This window comes from Granulicella rosea, assembly GCF_900188085.1.
GTDB lineage: Bacteria > Acidobacteriota > Terriglobia > Terriglobales > Acidobacteriaceae > Edaphobacter > Edaphobacter rosea.
Genome location: NZ_FZOU01000004.1, coordinates 460,217 through 480,474, shown reverse-complemented (window position 1 = coordinate 480,474; position 20,258 = coordinate 460,217). Strand labels below are relative to the sequence as shown.

15 protein-coding genes, 1 tRNA gene and 1 riboswitch are annotated in these 20,258 nt (G+C 66.4%); of the genes, 11 read left to right on the top strand and 5 right to left on the bottom strand.

Going from position 1 to position 20,258, the window contains the following annotated elements; translation table 11 throughout:
• The first annotated feature begins 330 nt into the window (after positions 1 to 330).
• The 6 genes from CHB87_RS13870 (at position 331) to CHB87_RS13845 (ending at position 7,211) form a co-directional block, all read left to right on the top strand.
• The gene (locus tag CHB87_RS13870; RefSeq protein WP_089409023.1) at positions 331 to 720 is read left to right on the top strand and encodes a hypothetical protein; all 390 of its coding nucleotides are present in this window, start codon (positions 331 to 333) and stop codon (positions 718 to 720) included.
• Positions 717 to 1,865, top strand: coding sequence for a CheR family methyltransferase (locus CHB87_RS13865; protein WP_089409022.1), 1,149 nt, complete (start codon positions 717 to 719; stop codon positions 1,863 to 1,865). The genes CHB87_RS13870 and CHB87_RS13865 overlap by 4 nt, the downstream gene beginning before the upstream one ends.
• A complete protein-coding gene (locus CHB87_RS13860; protein ID WP_089409021.1) occupies positions 1,862 to 2,392 on the top strand; it encodes a chemotaxis protein CheW in 531 nt (176 codons plus the stop codon). The genes CHB87_RS13865 and CHB87_RS13860 overlap by 4 nt, the downstream gene beginning before the upstream one ends.
• A 195-nt stretch (positions 2,393 to 2,587) precedes the next feature.
• Positions 2,588 to 4,858 (top strand): hybrid sensor histidine kinase/response regulator, encoded by a 2,271-nt coding sequence (locus tag CHB87_RS13855; RefSeq protein ID WP_089409020.1) that lies wholly within the window; start codon positions 2,588 to 2,590, stop codon positions 4,856 to 4,858.
• Between the two features lie 11 nt (positions 4,859 to 4,869).
• Entirely contained in the window at positions 4,870 to 5,931 is a 1,062-nt protein-coding gene (gene cheB / locus CHB87_RS13850) for a chemotaxis-specific protein-glutamate methyltransferase CheB (RefSeq protein WP_245817989.1), read from the top strand.
• Between the two features lie 98 nt (positions 5,932 to 6,029).
• Complete coding sequence (locus CHB87_RS13845) at positions 6,030 to 7,211, top strand: PP2C family protein-serine/threonine phosphatase (RefSeq protein WP_089409018.1); 1,182 nt, start codon at positions 6,030 to 6,032, stop codon at positions 7,209 to 7,211.
• 62 nt (positions 7,212 to 7,273) lie between these two features.
• Here the strand turns inward: CHB87_RS13845 and CHB87_RS13840 are convergent, their stop codons facing one another.
• Positions 7,274 to 8,857 carry a Na/Pi symporter gene (locus CHB87_RS13840; RefSeq protein WP_089409017.1) on the bottom strand — a complete coding sequence of 528 codons (1,584 nt, stop codon included), beginning with the start codon at positions 8,855 to 8,857 and terminating at the stop codon, positions 7,274 to 7,276.
• Between the two features lie 108 nt (positions 8,858 to 8,965).
• Here CHB87_RS13840 and CHB87_RS13835 point away from each other — a divergent pair, with 108 nt between their 5' ends.
• Entirely contained in the window at positions 8,966 to 10,171 is a 1,206-nt protein-coding gene (locus CHB87_RS13835; protein ID WP_245817988.1) for a DUF2252 family protein, read from the top strand.
• A 7-nt stretch (positions 10,172 to 10,178) separates the two neighbouring features.
• On the opposite strand, the gene CHB87_RS13830 is transcribed toward CHB87_RS13835, so the two are convergent.
• Both CHB87_RS13830 and CHB87_RS13825 read right to left on the bottom strand, forming a co-directional pair.
• Positions 10,179 to 11,939, bottom strand: a complete 1,761-nt coding sequence (locus CHB87_RS13830) for a chloride channel protein (protein ID WP_089409015.1) — start codon at positions 11,937 to 11,939, stop codon at positions 10,179 to 10,181.
• Between the two features lie 115 nt (positions 11,940 to 12,054).
• A complete protein-coding gene (locus tag CHB87_RS13825; RefSeq protein ID WP_089409014.1) occupies positions 12,055 to 13,212 on the bottom strand; it encodes a tetratricopeptide repeat protein in 1,158 nt (385 codons plus the stop codon).
• Between the two features lie 301 nt (positions 13,213 to 13,513).
• Between CHB87_RS13825 and CHB87_RS13820 the strand changes: the two genes are divergently transcribed.
• The 3 genes from CHB87_RS13820 (at position 13,514) to CHB87_RS13810 (ending at position 15,090) form a co-directional block, all read left to right on the top strand.
• A tRNA-Ser gene (locus CHB87_RS13820) sits at positions 13,514 to 13,605 on the top strand.
• A 42-nt stretch (positions 13,606 to 13,647) separates the two neighbouring features.
• Positions 13,648 to 14,652, top strand: a complete 1,005-nt coding sequence (locus CHB87_RS13815; protein ID WP_089409013.1) for a lysylphosphatidylglycerol synthase transmembrane domain-containing protein — start codon at positions 13,648 to 13,650, stop codon at positions 14,650 to 14,652.
• Positions 14,653 to 14,754: 102 nt separating this feature from the next.
• Positions 14,755 to 15,090 carry a hypothetical protein gene (locus CHB87_RS13810; RefSeq protein ID WP_176441762.1) on the top strand — a complete coding sequence of 112 codons (336 nt, stop codon included), beginning with the start codon at positions 14,755 to 14,757 and terminating at the stop codon, positions 15,088 to 15,090.
• 13 nt (positions 15,091 to 15,103) lie between these two features.
• Here the strand turns inward: CHB87_RS13810 and CHB87_RS13805 are convergent, their stop codons facing one another.
• Together CHB87_RS13805 and CHB87_RS13800 are read right to left on the bottom strand one after the other, a co-directional pair.
• Positions 15,104 to 16,150: a PLP-dependent cysteine synthase family protein gene (locus tag CHB87_RS13805; RefSeq protein WP_089409012.1), complete on the bottom strand. Its 1,047-nt coding sequence runs from the start codon at positions 16,148 to 16,150 to the stop codon at positions 15,104 to 15,106.
• A gap of 240 nt (positions 16,151 to 16,390) precedes the next feature.
• Positions 16,391 to 16,837, bottom strand: a complete 447-nt coding sequence (locus CHB87_RS13800; RefSeq protein ID WP_089409011.1) for an Lrp/AsnC family transcriptional regulator — start codon at positions 16,835 to 16,837, stop codon at positions 16,391 to 16,393.
• 187 nt (positions 16,838 to 17,024) lie between these two features.
• Positions 17,025 to 17,110, top strand: a riboswitch (glycine riboswitch).
• 267 nt (positions 17,111 to 17,377) lie between these two features.
• Here CHB87_RS13800 and gcvP point away from each other — a divergent pair.
• Positions 17,378 to 20,248: an aminomethyl-transferring glycine dehydrogenase gene (gcvP, locus tag CHB87_RS13795; RefSeq protein ID WP_089409010.1), complete on the top strand. Its 2,871-nt coding sequence runs from the start codon at positions 17,378 to 17,380 to the stop codon at positions 20,246 to 20,248.
• The last annotated feature ends 10 nt before the right edge of the window (positions 20,249 to 20,258 follow it).

The window sequence follows — 20,258 nt, the reverse complement described above, 5'->3', positions numbered from 1 at the left end:
TTAGCCCTGGGTTGTCACTGCCGCCCGCGTTCTTGCTTCCAGGTAGGCCAAGGCTTTAGCCTTGGCATCCAAAGCCTGAGCGACGGGGGCGTTAGCCCCTGGGGTATGTCTTCCTGTCCGAGTCGCCGTGGGCTGGGGGAAGGAAGTGCAGAAGCAGATCCTCCGCGAGGATGACAAACAAGAGAAGCAACGACGACGACAGAAGCAGATTCCCTTCGGGAATGACACACAAAGGACAAGCAACGGCAGGACAAGTGCAAAGACGAAATACAGGGGTCCTTCACTGCGTTCAGAATGACGGGCTTTTTGCAGGGATTGAGAGGCGAAGCATTGACCACCGCAGCACAGCACCGCATCGGACTCCGGCTGAAGCTGGACTCCGGCGTGTGCTCGATTCCGCTGCACCGGGTGCATCACCTGGCGGGCTTTGCGACGCTCACGGGCGAGCCGGACGATTATTTCCTCGGCTGGCTGCGCTTTCATGGCGAGCGTGCGCCGGTCTTCGACCTGAACCGCGTGGTCTGCGATGCGCCGACGGCGGAGTCCTTTGGCAGTCGTATCATCCTGCTCGAAGCCGCGGCTGGCGCGGCGACACGCTACATCGGGCTGCTGGCCGCCGGGGTGACGGACACCGCCGCCGACCTGCCGGAGCTTGAACTCGACGACTATCTGCCCATGCTGTACACGCTGATTCCAGAGCCTCCGGCGGAGGACGCATGAGGCCCGACTCGATCTTCCTGACGCGCATCGCGGAGCGGCTGGCCGGGGTTCTGGGCATGGAGCCGCGCGCGCTCGAAGAGAAGCGGCTGCGGTCGATGGTCGCCACGCGCTGCCGTGTGCTCGAACTCGCCGACCCGGCCGCCTACGCCGAATTCTTCGAGAGTTCGGCGGACGAACAAGCCGCGCTGATCGACGCCGCCGTCATCCGCGAGACGCGCTTCTTTCGCGATCCGGCGGTCTTCGCCCAGATTCAGACGGCGGTCGTCAGATTGGCGGCGCTCGCCGGACCGGGTCCGTTGCGTGTGCTCTCCGCGCCGTGCAGCACCGGGCAGGAGACCTGGTCGCTGGCCGCCACGCTGGTCGAGGCGGGCCTGCCGCCGGGGCGATTCGAGATCGACGCCTGCGACATCTCCCCCGCCGCGCTGGCCGCGTCGGACGCCGCCTGGTACGCCGAAGACGCGCTGCGCCACCTGACGCCCGAGCAGCGCGCGAGCCTCGGCGCGCCGGATGCCGGGGGCTGGCGCGTTCACGAGACGCTGCGCGAGCGGGTGCGCTTCACCCGTCGCAATCTTGCCGAGTCGGGCGCGCTTGCGGGCGAGGCGTACCACCTGATCCTGTGCCGCAATCTCTTCATCTACCTGGCGCAACCCGCGCGGGAGACGCTGGCCCGGTCGCTGGCGGCGGCGCTCGCGCCCGGCGGACGGCTGGTGATCGGCACGGCCGATCGCGTCGAGGAGCTGAGCGCGCTCTTCACGCCGCTGAAGCCCGCGTCCTCCTTCGCCTTCGTACACCGCGATCTGGCGATTCCCATCGCGCCTCCACGGCCTCTTCACTCGCGTCCGGCGGCGGTTGCGCCTGTACCGGCTGCACGGCCGCAGGCGGCGCCGACCGCGATCGAGGAGGCGTTGCCCGCGACGGCGACCGGCCTCTACCTGCGCGCGGTCGAGGCGCACCAGCACGGCGAGCTGCGCAAGGCGGAGCGGCGCTGCCGGCAGGCGCTCTACCTCGACGGCAAGCATCTGCCGTCGCTCGAGCTGCTGCAGTCGATCTGGCGGCAACAGCCCAGTCTGAGGCTGCGACGCGCGCTCGACGCCCGCATTCACCGCGTGAAGGCCGACGCCCTGCGCACGGAGGAGACCGTATGAACCCGGCTTTGCCCGTGACCTTATTCGACCGCCCGCTGCCCGAGGGCTACCGCGACGAGCTGCAGGCGCTGGTGGCGGAGCGGCCCGCCGACCCGGCCCGGCAGGCGGGTTCGATGCTGCTGTTTCAGATCGGCGGCCTGCGTCTGGCTCTGCCGACGCGGCTGGCGTCGGCGGTGGCGCCGGTGCTGCATATTGCGCGCATTCCGCATCGCAGCGGCACGGTGCTGCTGGGTCTGGCCGCGTTTCGTGGGGAGATTCTGCCATGCTGCTCGCTGGCGCGCCTGTTGGATACGCCCGAGACCCAGACGAGCACGCCGCGAACGCTGATCCTCGAAGAGTCGCCCGGCCGGCTGTGGGCCGTGCCGATCGACGCCGTGCTGGGGGTGCGTCTGGCGGGCGCCGCGTCGGCCGAGCGCGCGCCGATCGCCGCGCAGTGGGTGAAGGAGAGCTTCGCGGATGAGGGTGGGGCTTATCATTTGCTGGACCACGAGGTTCTGTTCCGGCAGATTGGATTGGCGACGGCTTGATGTCTTGGTTGTGTTAAGGGCACGGCTTCAGCCGTGCCGTCGGCGGCTGGTGAAGGGCGGCTTTAGCCGCTGAGGTACGGTTTTTGGTGGCGTGTCGCGGGTGTTGGAGTAAGACAGAAGCAGATCCTCTGCGAGGATGACAAACAAAGGTACAAAGCAAGAGAAGCAATTGCAGAGACAACAGGAACGACCAGCATGAGCAGCGGCCTCGACGATTTCTCGCTCTTCGAACTCTTCCGCATGGAGGCGGAGGAGCAGGTGCGCGTGCTGCAGACCGAGCTGCTGCAGGTGGAGTCCGGCGCTGCGACGGCCGTGGCGCTGGAGGCGCTGATGCGCGCCGCGCACTCGCTCAAAGGGGCTGCGCGCATCGTCGGCCTCGATACGATCGTGCAGCTCACGCACGCCATGGAGGACCGCTTCGTCGCGGCGCAGGCGGGCGCGACGCTGGACTCGGCCGACGTCGACCGCATGCTGACCGCGACCGACTGGCTGGCGCGTCTGCAGGCCGTGCCGGACGCCGAGACCGAGGCCTGGCTCGCGGAGCAGGGGCCGGCCATCGTCGCCTTTGCGCAGACGTTTCATGAAGCGTCCGCGCACGTTGAGACCGCGCCTCCCGCGGAGACGACAGACGCGGCGCCGGTCGAAACGCCCGCCGCCGCGCCCATTTCGAAGCCGGCCCACGCGCCGAAGGTACAGGCGCACGAGCCGGAGGAGGACATCTTCGGCTCCCACAGCGCGCAGGAGCACGGCTCGCGCGAGCGCAACGTCCGAATCGCCGCCGAGCGCTTCGACCAGATCCTTTCGCTGACGTCGGAGGCGCTGGTCGCCTCGCGTACGCTCGCGCTGCAGGGCGATGTGCTGGAGCGCAACCGCCGCGCCATCGCCAGGGCTCTGCATGTGCTCGAAGACGGCGAGTCGACCGGCGCCGCGAAGACCGCCGCGCTGCGCGAGATCGACCGCCAGACGGCCGGCTTCGCCGCGCATATCGCCGAGCTGGACCTGGTCTCGCGCGCCAATGAGAGATCGGTGGAGCGGCTCTACCGCACCGTCCTGGCGGGGCGCCTGCGGCCGTTCTCGGACGGCATCGCCGGCGTGCAGCGGCTGGTGCGCGACACCGCGCGCGACCTCGGCAAGCAGGTGCGGCTGGAGGTGCTGGGCGAGCGCACGCGCGTCGATCGCGACATCCTCGAGCGGCTCGAAGCGCCGATTCAGCACCTGCTCAGCAACGCGATCGACCACGGCATCGAGACGCCCGCCGAGCGCGTTGCGGTGGGCAAACCCCCGGAGGCGCATCTGCGCCTGCATGCCCGGCACGAGAACGGCCGGCTGGTCATCACCGTGCGCGACGACGGCCACGGCATCCATCGCGATCTGCTGCTGGAGCGCATCGTCGCGCGCAACCTCGTCTCGCGCGAGACGGCGACGGGGCTTTCGGACAAGGAGCTGCTGGAGTTCCTCTTCCTGCCCGGCTTCAGCACGCGGGAGTCGGTCTCGGCGGTCTCCGGCCGCGGCGTTGGGCTGAACGTCGTGCAGACGATGGTGCAGGAGGCCGGCGGCTCGGTGACGGTGACGAGCGATCCCGGCGCCGGCTCGGTCTTCCGGCTCACGCTGCCGGTCACGCGGTCGGTCATCAAGGTCATCCGCCTGCAGGTGGAGGGCGAGCACTACGCCGTGCCGCTGGTCCGGATCGACCGCGTCGCCCACCTCGAACCGACGCCTGGCGAGCGCGGCGGCCCGCCGACGGTGGAGGCCGACGGCGAGCGTCTGCCGGTGGTCACGCTGGGTTCGTTGCTGGGATTGTCGGACCGCCCGCTGGCTGGCGGCTCGATCCCGCTGCTGATCTCCGGCGGCGTGGCCTTCGCGGTGGACAAGCTGGTCGACGAGACCGAACTGCCCGTCCGCCGGCTGGACCCGCGCTTTGGCAAGATTCCCGGCGTCAGCGCCGCGTCGATGGACGAGAACGGTCTGCCGCTGCTGATCCTCGACATGGAGGACCTCATCCAGACCGCGCATGGCCGCGCGGGCGCCTCGCCCAGCACGTTGGCCTACGGGCTGCTCGGCGTGCCGCACATCCTGGTCGTCGACGACTCGCACACCGTGCGCGAGATGGAACGGCGGCTGCTCGTACGCGCGGGATACGAGGTCACCACCGCGCAGAACGGCCAGGAGGCCTGGAACCTGCTGCGCCTGAACGACTACGACCTGCTCATCAGCGACGTCGACATGCCGCAGATGAACGGCATCGAGCTGGTGATGAAGGTGCGGGACAACGCGCGGATGGCGCGCATGCCGGTCATCATCCTCTCGTACAAGGACCGCGACGAGGATCGCCGGCGCGGTCTGGACGCAGGCGCTGACTTCTACCTGACCAAGGGCGCGTTTCAGAACGACAGCTTTCGCCAGGCGGTGGAGGACTTGATCGGCCCGGCCGATGCGCCGATCATCGACGTGGGGGGCGCGGCTTGAAGGTTGCCATTGTGAACGATTCGAGGACCGCGGCGGAGGTGCTGCGCCGCATCCTGGCCGAGCTGCCGGAGTTCGAACTGATCTGGACCGCCTATTCCGGCGAAGAGGCGCTGCGTCTCGCCGCGGACAAGCGCCCGGAGATCATCCTGATGGACCTCATCATGCCGGGCATCGACGGCGCCGAGACGACCCGGCGGATCATGCAGACGACGCCTTGCGTGATTCTCGTCGTCACCGCGACGACGGTCGGCAACCGCAGCCTCGTCTTCGAGGCCATGGGCTATGGCGCTCTCGATGCCGTCAACACACCCGTCATGGGCACGGCCGGCGACATGGCCGGCGCGGAGCCGCTGCTGCAGAAGCTGCGCATGGTGGCGAGGCTGGTCGGGCCGGGACGACATACGGACCGCCCGTCTTCTCCGGCCGGCGCTCAGGCTGGGTTGATCTCGCGCATCACGCCGCCGTCGAATCTCGCCATTGTCGCCATCGGCTCTTCGACCGGCGGGCCGCAGGCACTGGCGCAGTTGCTGGGCGCGCTGCCTGGGAACTTTCCCGCGGCGGTGCTGGTGGCGCAGCATGTGGACGAGCAGTTCGCGCCGGGGCTGGCGGCATGGTTGCAGCACCATGCGCCGATGCCGGTCAGCATCGGGGTGGACGGCGAACGGCTTGTTGCGGGTCACGTCTATCTGGCGGGTTCGAACGACCACATGATCCTCGAACGCAGCGGCGAGGGCGGTGTGCTGCGCTACACGCCGCATCCGCGTGAGACAGCGTATCGGCCGTCGGTGGATGCGCTCTTCAGCTCGCTGGCGCACTCGCATCGCGCGCCGAGGGTCGGCGTGCTGCTGACCGGGATGGGCCGCGACGGCGGCGAGGGGCTGCTGGCGATGCGGCAGGCCGGGGCGTACACGATCGCGCAGGATAAGGCGACGTCGATCGTCTACGGCATGCCGAAGGCCGCGGCCGATCTGAAGGCGGCGATGGAGATTCTGCCGCTCGGCCAGATCGGCGCGCGGGTGAGGGACGCGATTCTGGCGGGAAAGGTACGGACAGCGGACCCTCTGCGAGGATGACGGGCAGGGAAGACAGAGACAGAAGCAGATTCCCTTCGGGAACGACAAACAAAGGGAATGACAAACATAGGGACCGGGACGGACAAAAAGAGGACGCGATGACCACACCTGCAATCACGCTTACCGAACACCACATCAAGGTTCTTCTGGTCGACGACCAGCGGATCGTCGGGGAGACGATCCGGCGCATGCTGCTCGACATCCCGGGGCTCGAATACCGCTTCTGCATCGATCCGACGCTGGCGCTGGCCGAGGCCGAGAGCTTCGGCCCGACCGTCATCCTGCAGGACCTCATCATGCCCGGCGTCGATGGTATCGACATGGTGCGGGCCTTCCGCGCGCAGGCCTCGACCGCCTCCACGCCGCTGATCGTGCTGTCTTCAAAGGAAGAGGCGACGACCAAGGCCGACGCCTTCAACGCCGGCGCGAACGACTATCTCGTCAAGCTGCCGGATAAGCTGGAGGTCGTCGCGCGCATCCGCTACCACTCGGCGGCGTACATCCTTCGCCTCCAGAGAGACGAGGCCTTCAAGGCGCTCGAGGCCCAGCAGCGCGTCATCGCGCAGGAGCTGGCCGACGCGGCGGCCTATGTGCGTTCGCTGCTGCCCGCGCCGATGGCCGGCGGCTCGCCCGTGCCGTCGGACTGGCGCTTCATCACCTCGACGGCGCTCGGCGGAGACTCGTTCGGCTACCACTGGCTGAATCCGGACCAGCTTGCCATGTACCTGCTCGACGTCTGCGGCCACGGCGTCGGCTCGGCGCTGCTCTCGGTCTCGGCCATCAACACGATCCGCAACTTCACCCTGCCGGATACGGACTTCGCCGTGCCTTCGCAGGTGCTCTCGGCGTTGAACAAGGCCTTTCCCATGGGCGAGCAGGACGGCAAGTACTTCACCATGTGGTACGGCGTTTTCACACCCTCAACGCGCGAGCTGCGCTGGGCCTCGGGCGGCCACCCTCCGGCGATCGCCATCGCACCGGACGGCTCGTCCACGCTGATGAGCTCGACCGGCATGATGATCGGCGCGTTCCCGTTCGCGGTGTTCGGCGACCTTTCGGCGACGATCGCGGCAGGCACGAAGCTCTACGTCTACAGCGACGGCTGCTACGAGGTCTCGAACGCGGACGACGTGATGATGAACGTCGGCGACTTTACGAAGGTGCTGGCCGGCGCAGCGCCGCATGCCGACGCACTCGACAAGGTCGTCGACGCCGCGCGGGCCTGGCAGGGCAAGGCCGAGTTCGAGGACGACTTTTCGCTGGTCGAGTTCAAGCTGTAGGTCTTCGAGAGCTGTCAGCTTAAAGCGATCAAGCTAACAGCTCCAGACCCACCGTTCTCGCTTCACGCGGTCGCCTTCGTATCTTCTTTCAGCCACAACGCCAACTGCCTGAGCAGCCAGACATTTCTCTCGAACAAGGTTGTCGCATAGTGCAGCGCGGCGACATTGCCCACATCTTCACTGCCGTCGACGCCGATGCGTCCGCGCAGCCGTTCCATCATGCCGCCGCGGTCGTCGGTCAGCTTCATCAGCATGTCGAGGTCCATCTTGTCCTGGCTGTGGAGCGCGTCGATGGCGGTCAGGACGATGGTGTCGAGCGCCTCCACCAGCCGGTTGGCCATGGCGGCCGCGCCGGTCTGGTCGTGCAGCGTCTCGGCGAAGAGGTAGACGTTGTCCTCGAGCGCGCGGATCGTCTCCTCCTTGCGTTGGAACGAGATCACCCGGCTGGCGAGCTTCCCCGAAAGTGGCTTGCCGACCAGCGCGTCCAGGAATTCGGTGATCTTCGTGCCCAGTTCGTTGGCTGCGCCGTGCAGCGACTCCAGCTCGAACGTGCTTTCACCGCGTGCGATCTCGAGGTAGCGCTGCAGTCCACGCACCAGCCGAACCTGTTCGAGCGCGACCAGGTCGAGCGCCGTCTCGGGCGAACGCAGCGCCTCGGTCTGCAGGTACATCGGCCGGGAAAGGTCCTGCTCGGGCGTCGGCGGGCACAGCCGCTCCAGCCAGCCCGGCGCCCAGGGCAGCACGGCCAGCGAGAGCAGCATGATCGTCGCGTTGAAGCAGAAGTACATGATCGCCATGCGTCCGCTGACCGAGGGACTGAGGTGGTCGACGCCCGCGATGAGCAACGGCTCGCGGGTGATGCGTTCGGCGATAAAGACCGCGGCGAAGAGCACGCCCGCGACGACGTTGGTTCCGGCCTGGAAGAGCGCGATCTGCCGGGGCACGCCGCGCAGGTTGCTCGAAAGCAGGTAGGTTGCGATGGCGGTGCCGACGCCGAGTCCGGCCATCGACATCATGGACTGGAACTCGGCCAGGAAGCCGCCCTTGTTCAACGTGATGCCGATGGCCTCGACCGCCGCGGAGGAGTGGATGACCGTCCGCATGAGCATGCCGACGAAGAAGGCGGCGTCCGGCCAGTAGTCGAAGAAGCCGCTGACAGTGGCGAAGCCGGGCGCGGAGGAGAGCGGCTTGAAGACCTGCTTCATCATATCCAGCCCGAAGAAGACGAGGCCGATCGAGAGCACGCCGCCAAAGGCCGGCTTCCATTTATCCCACAGCTTGAACGCGAGGATGAGGCCGCTGATGCCGATCAGGTAGAGGATCGGCATGTGCAGGTCCAGCGTGGCGATGAAGACCAGCGCCGCCGTGCCCAGGTTCGCCCAGGCCAGGACCATCAGCGCGCGCTGCATGGGCAGCAGACCGCTGGCGGTCATGCCGGAGAGCACGAAGGCGACCACCGAGGTGCTCTGCGTCACCAGCCCCAGCGCCGTGCCCAGCAGGCCGGCCAGCAGAGGATGGTGGGTCGCGCGCGACAGCCATTGGCGAAAGCGTTGGCCGCTCAACTGCCGCAGGTTGTCCGATATGCCGGAGACGCCGGTGAAGAAGAAGCTAAGCCCGGCGAGATAAAGCGCTAAGAGTAGAGTCATCGCCGGTGCAGTTGTCCCCTGGTGTCCCAATCCTCGAAGCCTCCACAGTAACAAGTCTATGTGAATGGTTTATGCATCTCAGGTTTCTGGGACACAAAAGGGGCAACATTGGCAAAGACTTCATCACCCAGGACCAAGGCGCAGCGGGATGCGATCCTCCGCGAGCGGCAGCAACTCAAGATGGCGGCCTCGGCCCACGCCTATGTGCGCGGCAGCACGGTTCGGTTTTACGACTGGCTGCGCAGCGACGCCGTGCAGGCGACCGTGCCGGCCGGGCCGGATATCTGGATCTGCGGCGACTGCCACACCGGCAACCTCGGCCCGGTCGCCGACGTGGAAGGCAATATCGACATTCAGATTCGCGACCTGGACCAGACCGTCATCGGCAATCCTGCGCACGACCTGCTGCGGCTGGGACTCTCGCTGGCGATGGCCGGTCGCAGCTCCGACCTGCCCGGCGTGACGACGGCGCTGATGCTCGAAGCGATGATCGGCGGCTACGGGGCGGCCCTGGCCGGTCGCGCCGACCGCGTCTTGCCGGAGGAGATCGAGCCTATCCGCAAGGTCATGCGCGAGTCGAAGAACCGCCGCTGGAAGCACCTGGCCGAAGAGCGCATCGAGGACGTCAAGCCGACGATTCCTCTGGGGTCGAAGTTCTGGGCTCTCAACGCCGACGAGCAGAAAGAGCTGGAGACGCTCTTCGACGAGGAGGGCCTGCATCAGCTCGTGCAGAAGATCGGCAACGACGCGGAGCCGCAGCAGGTTCGTCTGCTGGACGGAGCCTACTGGATGAAGGGTTGCAGCTCGCTGGGCCGTCTGCGCTACGCGGCGCTGGTTGGCGTGGGCGAAAAGAAGCGCCACGAGTACCGGCTGCTCGACCTGAAGGAGGCTTCGCGCGCCGCCGCGCCCTGCACCAAAGGCAAGGAGATGCCGTCGAACGACGCCGAGCGAGTGGTGGCGGGCGCCCGGGCGCTTTCGCCGTTCCTCGGCGACCGTATGCTGCCCGCGAAGATCGCCGGCCGGCCGATCGTGGTGCGAGAGCTTCGTCCGCAGGATCTGAAGTTCGAACTCATCGGACTCCGGCAGGCGGATGCGATCGCCATCGCGCGTCTGATGGCCGGCGTCGTAGGCCGCGCGCATGGGCGGCAGATGGATCGGGTCACAAGGCAATCCTGGGCGAAGGACCTGAAACGCCGCAACGGCAAAGGCCTGGACGCGCCGCGCTGGCTCTGGAGCAGCGTGCTGGACCTGGTGGCGCTGCACGAGGCGGCGTATCTGGAGCACTGCCGCCGATATGCGATGGGCGCCGCTTAGCAGGGAACTATCTGCCCTGGTAGCGCCGCAGCACATCGGCCTGCGTCAGCGTGCCTTCGAGCGCGCCGCGCATGGCGCGATTCGAGACCGGCAGCAGCGGCCAGCGCTTGAAGAAGTGGAAGGCGTTCGCCAACGGCTGGTCGGGGAAGAGCAGCGGTGTGCGGTCCTTGCCCAGGCGCTCTTCGAGCGGCTGCAACGCAGTCGGGCTGGTGTCGTCGTTTCCGGTTTCGACAAAGATCGCGTCGAGCTCCGCGCGGGTGGCGGCGTACCATCCGCCGTCGGTGCACTGGATGAGTACGACCGTCGCGGCCGCCGCGCCCGATTGCTCCGGGTAGGATTCCAACGACTTCATCGCGCTCCAGATCGTATCCGAACCCTTGAGAATCGGCGCCTCGACCGGCTGCAGCGCGTCTTCGAAGCGCAGCTCGCTCTCCTCGCGCTGCTCCTCCATCGACGGCAGGAAGAGGCCGTCCTGGTGGGTGAACAGCTCGAAGATCGGCACCGGCTGCAGGCTGCGCGAGATCAGGTACGCGATCGTATTCGCCAGAATGACCGGCAGAATGACCGAGTAGTTGCCGCTCACCTCCAGCACCATGAAGACCGACGTGAGCGGCGCGCGCAGGAACGCCGCAAAGAGCACGCCCATGCCGACCAGCGCGTACGACCCAATGGAACCGGTCGCGATGCCATGCAGGTAATGCTTCTCCACCGCGCCGACCGCCGCGCCCAGCATCGCGCCGGTAAAGAGCGTCGGCGCGAACATGCCGCCGGGGGTTCCGCTTGAAAACGAGATGGTCGTCGCAATGATCTTGAAGAGGGCGAGCAGCAGCAGCATCTTGAAGGCGAACTGGCCGTGCATGGCCTCGTCGATGGCGCCATAGCCCGCGCCCATCACCTGCGGCAGGCCGAAGTATCCGATGCCGCCGACCAGCAGGCCCGCGACCGCCGGCTGGATCATCTGTGACCACTGCGGCTGCCGCCGCATCAGCGGACGCAGGTAGCCCAGCAACGCAGCGAAGACCCACGAGGCAAGTCCGCCCACGATGCCCAGCACCGCGTACGCCAGCAGCTCGCGCGGATCGCGCAGCTCGATGGACGGGATGCGGAACATGGGCTGCGCGCCCCAGAAGAAGCGCGCCACCACGACCGACGCGACGGCCGAGAGGACGATCGAGCCGAGCACGCCCGCGCTCCACTGGCCGATCACCTCCTCGATGACGAACAGGATGGCCGAGATCGGCGCGTTGAACGCCGCGGCCAGACCCGCCGCCGCCCCGACCGGGGCGAAGATACGCAGCCGCTCCCGCGACAGGCCGACGCGCCGGCTGATCAGCGAGGCGACGCCCGCGCCGATCTGCAGCGACGGGTCTTCCGGTCCCAAGGATTGGCCCGAACCGATCGCCAGCGCGGCAAGGATGAACTTGCCCACCATCGTCCGGAACGAGATGTAGCCGTTATGGATGTAGAGCGCGGCCTTGGTCTGGTTGACGCCCGAGCCGCGCACCTGCGGAAACGCAAACCGCGTCAGCAGCGCGACGACGATCCCGATGGCCGCCGGCGCGATCAGCAGCCGGACCTGGTGCGGCGCCGGGGCGGAGCCCAGCAGCAGCACGCTCAGCCACTCGATCGCCATGCGGAACGAGACCACCAGCAGGCCGGAGATGACGCCGATGAAGATCGAAAGCAGCAGAAACAGCCGCTCTTCGCGAGCCGCGGGCGCGGCGCCGGTGAGAGCTTCTCCCGCGGCGATTTTGGGTTCTACATCCATGCTTGCTTCGCTCCTCTAGAGCACATTCCTATCGCTGAACGGCAACCCGAACTGCCTGTCATTCCGAGTCGCTTTGTTGGCGTCTGTTCCTGCCTGGGACATTGCGTGATTCGCATTACTCCGGCCCCGCGAGCCGCAGCAGCAGCGCGTCGTCGCCGGTGGGCGCGCCGCAGAGCTGCGCGGTGGCGCGTTCGGTGTCGCCGATCAACTGGGCGACGGCGTCGGGCATGTCTTCATCGTGCGCGAGCGACCTGCGCTCGGCGGCTGGCGTCAGCGGCGTCCAGCGCGCGCTCAGGGCCAGCAGCGGCGCCGGCGCGCCGAGCTGCGAGGAGCATGCATCGAGACGCCGGCGCGCGATCTCGGACGCTTCCAGCAGATGCTCTACCCGCTCCCGCGCGGGCAGCGACCGCGAGAGGTCCAACTGGAGCAGGCGGCTGGAGTCGGCGATCAGCTTCGCAACCGGCGGCTGACCCTCCACCGGCAGCGCCGGTTCGCGCTCGGCGCGGGCGAGCAGATCGTGCGCCGTGGGAAAGTCGCCGGAGTCGAAGGCCAGGCGCCCGGCGCGTTCGAGCGCGGCGCGGTTGTGCGGCTGACGCGCGATCGCCTTGCGGTAGTAGGTCATGGCGTCGGCCGGGTCGGAGGCGCGCAGCAGCGCGTCGCCCAGCGTCACGGCCAGCGCCGGGTCGTCGTCGGCGTTGCTGGCCGCGATCAGCAGCTCGGCGCGGGCGGCGGCTGGGTCGTGGCGCTCGACCAGAAAGCCGGCCAGCTCCAGCCGTATCTCGCGGCGGCGCTGCACGGCCTGTCCGGGCCAGCTTCCGAAGATCGCCGCGCGGTAGTAGTCGATGGCGGCGGTGGGATTTTTGGCGCGCCGGGCCAGCCGCGCCAGTTGCAGATTGAGGTAGCCGTCGCCGGGCCGAGACTCCCACAGGCCCAGAAAGTAGGCGGTCGCCTCGTCCGTGTGGCCCGCCGCGCCAAGCGCCTCGGCCAGCAGCAGCTCATTGCCGTAGTCGCCGGGCGCGTAGGAGAGCGCGGTGCGCAACGCGACGATGGCCTCCGCCGGCTTGCCCTGCGCGAGCGCCTCGCGGCCACGCTCGGACCAGCGCACGGCCAGCTCCTCGCGATGCGATTCGAAGCTGCGAAAGAGCGTCCATGTCAGTCCGAAGAGCACCATCGTGACGCAGAGCAGCGTCAGGAAGGTGAAGCCGTCGCGCAGCAGCAACGCGCGTTTGGTGGGTACGGTCGGAAGGTCGGCGTGCGTGGCGGGTGAGGGCATTCGTTTTGGCGAGAAGACTCCTGACGCTCGAAGTTGGACCTGAATCTGTTCCGGCGGCCCCTTACCAGCTTAGACCCATCCAGGCCGTCATCTCCAGTGAGATGCCGAGTTTTGTCCCTGGCGCCGGTCGGGAGGAAGTGCGGTTTCAAGAGGCGCCATGCAGCTGCACACAATCGCTCGACCGGGGCCATTGCACTTCCGGCGTCGAACCGGTAAAATTTTGAAAGTGGGGAGACGTTTGTACGCTGACACAGTCCCGTGTTCGCGAGTTTCACCCGTACACGCCCTTGCGGCACAATGCGGAGAGATGGCAGAGCCCGGTTGAATGCACCTGACTCGAAATCAGACGTACCTTTACGGGTACCGGGGGTTCGAATCCCTCTCTCTCCGCCATTTTCCTTTTACCCATCGCGATGAGCCGTCCCGGGAGTTGGCATGAGTAAAACTCGTGGACGCGATCTGCTGAAGATCATCCCCGGTCTGCTCATCAGCGGCTTCTTTCTCTGGTTCACCTTCCACAAAATCTCCTTTGCGGAGATCCGCGAACTGCACTTTGCCAGCCCGCTGTGGATCGTGGGCGTCGTCGGCTTCACCTTTGCCAGTTACAGTCTGCGCTGCGTCCGCTGGGCCGCGATGATGCGTGGCGCCCGCGCGAGCCTGAAGACCTGCGCGCGCGTGCTGCTCGTCTCGCAGGCGGCGAACAATATTTTGCCGCTGCGTATCGGCGACGTCATGCGCTGCTTCACCTATGCGGACGACCTGGGCGCCTCGCCGTCGGTGATCCTGAGTACGGTGATCCTCGAAAAGCTGCTCGACATCTTTATCCTCGTGCTGCTGTTCGTCGCGTTCATGGGACCGGGCGTCTCGGCGCACTCGCGGGTGCTGGCGGAGACGATGCTGGGCGTCTCGGCCACTGGCCTGCTGGTGCTGCTGCTGGGCGCGCCGCGCCTCGAAGGCCCGGTGCGCGCGCTCTTTCAGCGGCTTCCTCAAACGGGGCTCTTCGCCAAGGCCGAGCACTGGCTGCTGCTCGCGATCGACTGCCTGCGCCAGATCGGCGTGCCTGGCTCGCTGCTGCTGCTGGTGCAATCGGCCGTGATCTGGGCGTGCGAGGGCATGATCTACGTCTCGGGCGCGAAGGCGCTGGGCTTCGTCACGGACAGCATCGGCGCGTGGCAGGCGGTGTCGATCGCGAACCTCTCGTACCTGATTCCCAGCTCGCCGGGCGCGATCGGCACGTTCGAGTGGGCGGTGCGCGCGGCCTACGTCAGCCATGGCGCGGAGCCGGCGCAGGCCGCGGTCTTCGGCATTGCGCTGCATGCCTGGTTGCTGGTCTCGGTCACCGGCGTTGGCGGGGTCGTCTTCCTCGCGCATCGCATCGCGACGCATAACCGCAAGCCGCTTCTGGGCGAGATCGAATCCCTGCCCCCGGAACTACCTTAGCGACAAGAGCTGCGCTGGGAACCCAGATCGGAACCCCAGGCAAGTTCGTGCGCCGGTAGACCTTTGCCTAGCATATGCTGCCAAATGAGGGTATACATCGACATGCAGACGGAAGCGATGGTTGCAGCACTGGACGCAGAGATTCTAAAGCTACAACAGGTACGCGCCATTCTGTCCGAGGTTGGCCCCAGCCTGACGGCCTCCGCCGTCAACAGCGCGGTGAAGGCGGCCAAGGCGGCAAAGCCCTCCCCCGCAGCTCCGGTAAAGCGGCAGATGTCCGCCGAGGGCAAGGCCCGGATCGTCGCCGCGCAGAAGAAGCGCTGGGCGGCGGTTAAAAAGGCTGCCCGGGTTGCGGCGAAGGCAGTGAAGACGCCGGCGAAGCAGGCCGCCAAAAAAGCAGCCAAGAAGGCCGCGCCGGTAAAGACTGCGGCCCAGTAGACGGTCCCGATGTTTAGTGGATGCAGCGCGGATAGGAGCGGAAGCCGAGCAGCTCGATTTCGGGCGAGAGGTAGCCGGACTTCACCGGTTCCTCCGCCATCAGCGCCGTGCTCAGATACTTTTTGTTGTCGTCGCAGAAGACCGTGACGACGACCGCCTCCGCGCCCAGCCGCTCCTGCGCCCGCACGGCCGCCAGGAAGTTGCAGCCGGACGAGATGCCCACTCCGAGACCGAGCTTGCCGGCCAGCTTCTGCGCCATCAGGATCGAGTCGCCATCCGAGATCGACAGCACCTCGTTCAACTGCGTGAAGTCGACGATCTCCGGAATGAAGTCGTCCGATATGCCCTGAATGCGGTGCGAACCAACCTTGTGGCCGGTCGAAAGCGTCGGGGACTCCGCCGGTTCGACCGGGTGAATCTTGATTCCGGGCGCAACCGTCCGGAGGAACTTGCCCGTACCCATCACCGTGCCGCCCGTGCCCACGCCCGCGACGAAGGCGTCCGGCGCAAGCCCCTGGCGCTGCAGTTGCATCCAGATTTCGGGTCCGGTGCCGGTGAAGTGCGCCTCCAGATTGGCCGCGTTCGAGAACTGGCGCGGCAGGAAGACGTTGGGAATCTCGCGCTTCATCCTCTCGCACAGGTCGATGCTGCCGAGGAATCCGCCCTGTTCGCGGCTGATCGGGATGATGGTCGCGCCATAGCTTTCGATCAACTGTCGCCGTTCGCGGCTCATCCAGTCCGGCATGAAGATCGACACGGGATGCCCCAGGGCGCGGCCCAGCGCGGCGCATGCGATGCCGGTGTTGCCGCTGGTCGCCTCGGCGATGGTGTCGCCGGACTTCAACGCGCCGGAGCGGTAGCCGTCGCGCAGAATGTGCATCACCATCCGGTCCTTGATGCTGCCGGTCAGGTTCATCTGCTCGGACTTCGCGTAGATGGTGCGAGACTGGCCGTTGTACAGAAAGTCGACAGCCAGAAGCGGCGTATTGCCCACGACCTGGGCGAGGCCGTCGAGACGCGCAGCGATGGCGGGGGGGATGGATGTGGTTGCGGTAACCATGTTATCTACTGTAGGCAAGCCACGAAGGTAAATACATGGGCGAAATGTTTTTGTGACGGTGAAAAGCCTTAAATTTTGCGGTGAATCGGCCTCTTTGCTTTTCTGTTTGTCATCTTCGCAAGGTCCGCTTTTTTCTTTGCGGTGCGCCTATTCCTCGCGCTGGCATGGAGAGACACAAAAGCGGACTCCCTGAGGGAGGTGACAGAAAACACACAAGCAAGAACAGACGAGCAAGAAAACTTACTCCTCCCGCGGAATCACCGGATTCCACCCGATCACCGACGCCAACACCAGGGACGTCTGCGTCGCCACGTACGGCGCCAGCGAGTCGATAATGTGCTCCAGGTGACCGATGTCCCGCGCGGCGACCTGCACCAGATACGACTCGGCGCCGGTCACACGGTGGCACTGCCGCACCTCCGGCACGCGCTTCACAATCTCGGCGAATCGCGGGAGCTGCTCGCCCGAGACCGTCACTTTGATGAACGCATGCAGAGGCAGACCTACCTGCTGCGGCGCGATCTCGGCATGGTAGCCAAGGATCACCTTCGCGTCTTCGAGCTTGCGTACACGCTCGATCACCGCGGGCGTGGAGAGGCCGACGCGGCGGCCCAGCTCCGCCATGGGAATGCGCGCATCCTGCTGCAGCGCGCCGAGGATCGAGCAGTCGATAAGGTCCAACTTCATAGACGTAAGGTACACCCCGGACGCCGGATTGCATAAAAGGTGCATGCGGAAAGCGCAGGTGCAGGAAAAACGCTCGTCCTGCAACAACCTTAGGGCAATCTCAACTTTTTGTTTGCCTGCATCGAGAATTCACGCTAGATTCAAGACAGCGCGGGAGGGTGGTTGTCCTATCCTTACCGGCAAAAGCAACGCTATCGCGGGAGAGATCGACCAGTCGACGCCGAAGGAGCAACCGCCCCGGAAACTCTCAGGCAAAAGGACCGCGTTAGCGAACACAACTTCTGGAGAGAGGCGCCGTAAGGCGTCCGCCGACGGGATAATTCTCTCAGGCAAAGAGACAGAAGGGGCGCACTTGAAAGCCGACTCGTCGGCTTCGAGAGGTATGCGTCCATGGTGGCAGGGGCTTTCACGACACAATTCGCGTTATCGCTGACTCCGGTGAAACCTGCCCGGAGCATTTGCGCATGCGCTCCTGTTTCCCGATGTTTCCAACTTACAGGGCAGAATCCGGTACAGGGTTCGCGGAAGGCAGGCTAGGCAATGGCACAGGATACGACTCAGGCTCTTAAAGCATTGGATTCCTTCGCGAAGCGGCACATCGGGCCCACGCGCACCGGCATCGAGGAGATGCTGCAGGCGATCGGCGTGGAGAGTCTCGACGAGCTGATCGCGCAGGCGGTTCCGTCGTCGATCCTGCACCCCGAGCCGCTCGACATCGGCCCGGCGCTGACCGAGCCCGAGACGCTCGCCTATCTCAGGACCGTGGCGGCGAAGAATAAGGTCATGACCTCGCTGATCGGTCAGGGCTACTACGGCACGCTGGTCCCGGGCGTCATTCAGCGCAATATCCTCGAAAATCCCGCCTGGTACACGGCCTACACGCCCTATCAGCCGGAGATCAGCCAGGGCCGCCTCGAGGCGCTCATCAACTTCCAGACCATGGTCTGCGACCTGACCGGCCTCGACATCGCCAATGCCTCGCTGCTCGACGAAGCGACCGCCGCCGCCGAAGCCATGGCGATGGCGCAGCGCGGTTCGAAGTCCAAGAAGACGGCGTTCTTCGTCGACAAAAACTGTCATCCGCAGACCATCGCGGTCATGCAGACGCGTTCGAAGCCCTTCGGCTGGACGCTCGTCATCGGCGACCCGGAGCTTGACCTCGAGCCGACCGAGGTCTTCGGCGCAATCCTGCAGTATCCCGGCACTGGCGGCCAGATCGTCGACTACCGCAAGGTGATCGCCGCCCTGCACGCGGCCGGCGCGGTGGCTGTCATGGCTGCCGATCCGCTCGCGCTGACGCTGCTGACCTCGCCCGGCGAGCTGGGCGCCGATATGGCCATCGGCTCCACGCAGCGCTTCGGCGTCCCGATGGGCTACGGCGGACCGCACGCCGCCTTCCTCGCCACGCGCGACGACTTCAAGCGCTCGCTGCCCGGCCGCCTGGTCGGCGTCTCGATCGACGCGCGCGGCAACCAGGCCTACCGCCTCGCGCTGCAGACGCGCGAGCAGCACATTCGCCGCGAGAAGGCGACCTCGAACATCTGTACCGCTCAGGTGCTGCTGGCCGTGATGGCCGGCATGTACGCGGTCTACCACGGACCGGAGGGTCTGAAGGGAATCGCCGCGCAGGTACACGGCGTGACCGCGAAGCTCGCCGCCGGCCTCGCGTCGCTCGGCGTGGCCGTTGAGACGACCGCCTTCTTCGACACCCTCACGATCAAGACCGGCGCCAGGACCGCGGATATCGTCGCCGCCGCGTTGGCCGCCGGGATGAATGTTCGCCAGTATCCGTCGGGCGACAAGATCGGCATCTCGCTCGACGAGACCACCACCCCGGCCATCGTCGAGGCGATCTGGGCGCTGTTCGGCGCGGCTCCGAAGTATGCGGACGTCGTCGCGACCGAGGCGCTGCCCGCGAACCTGAAGCGCACCAGCAAGTTCCTGACGCATCCTGTCTTCAACCAGTACCACTCCGAGACCGAGATGCTGCGCTACATGCGGCGTCTGGCGGATCGCGATCTGGCGCTGGACCGCGCGATGATTCCGCTCGGCTCCTGCACCATGAAGCTGAACGCGACGACCGAGATGATTCCGGTCACCTGGCCGGAGTTCGGCAACCTGCACCCGTTCGCTCCGGCGGACCAGGCCGCGGGCTACGCCGAACTGGCAGCGGCGCTTGAAAAGCAGCTTTGCGCCATCACCGGCTACGACGCCTTCTCCTTCCAGCCGAACTCCGGCGCGCAGGGTGAGTACGCCGGCCTGCTGGCGATCAACGCCTACCACGAGAGCCGCGGCGAGGGTCATCGCAAGATCTGCCTGATCCCGGCCTCGGCTCACGGCACCAACCCCGCCTCGGCGCAGATGGCGTCGATGGAGGTCGTCGGCGTGAAGTGCGACGAGCGCGGAAACGTCGATGTCGAAGACCTGCGCGAGAAGGCGAAGCACTACGCGGACATCCTCGCGGCAGTCATGATCACTTACCCCTCGACGCACGGCGTGTTTGAAGAACGAGTCCGCGAGATCTGCGAGATCGTCCACGAGTGCGGCGGACAGGTCTACCTCGACGGCGCCAATCTGAACGCGCAGGTCGGCGTGGTCTATCCGGGCAAGTTCGGCGCGGACGTCAGCCACCTGAACCTGCACAAGACCTTCTGCATCCCGCACGGCGGCGGCGGCCCGGGCGTTGGACCCATCGGCGTCCGCGCACACCTTGCGCCGTATCTGCCGGGTCATCCGCAGACCTCGCCCAACAGCCCGGTTGGACCGGTTTCGGCGGCGCCCATCGGTTCGGCTTCGATCCTCGTCATCTCCTGGGCGTACATTCTTCTCATGGGCGGCGAGGGGCTGACCCTTGCGACGCAGACGGCGATTCTCAGCGCGAACTACATCGCCAAGCGGCTCGAAGGCCACTACCCGACGCTCTACAAGAACGAACACGGACGCGTCGCGCACGAGTGCATTCTGGACACGCGTCCGCTCAAGGCCAGCTTCGGCGTCAGCGTCGACGATCTCGCCAAGCGCCTGATCGACTACGGCTTCCACGCGCCGACGATGAGCTTCCCGGTCGCCGGCACGCTGATGGTCGAGCCGACCGAGTCCGAGTCCAAGGCCGAGATCGACCGCTTCTGCGACGCCATGATCGCTATGCGCGACGAGATTCGCCAGATCGAGAGCGGCCGCTGGACGGCGGACGAAAGCCCGCTGCACTTCGCGCCTCACACCATTCCCGACCTGGTCGATGAGGTCTGGGACCGGGTTTACACGCGGGCCGAGGGCTGCTACCCCGCAAACACACGCAGGATGGACAAGTATTGGGCTCCAGTCAATCGCATCGATAACGCCTACGGGGACCGGAATCTCTTCTGCTCCTGCCCTCCGACGGCTGAATATTGTGAGGTGATCTCCGAATGAACGGGTCAGT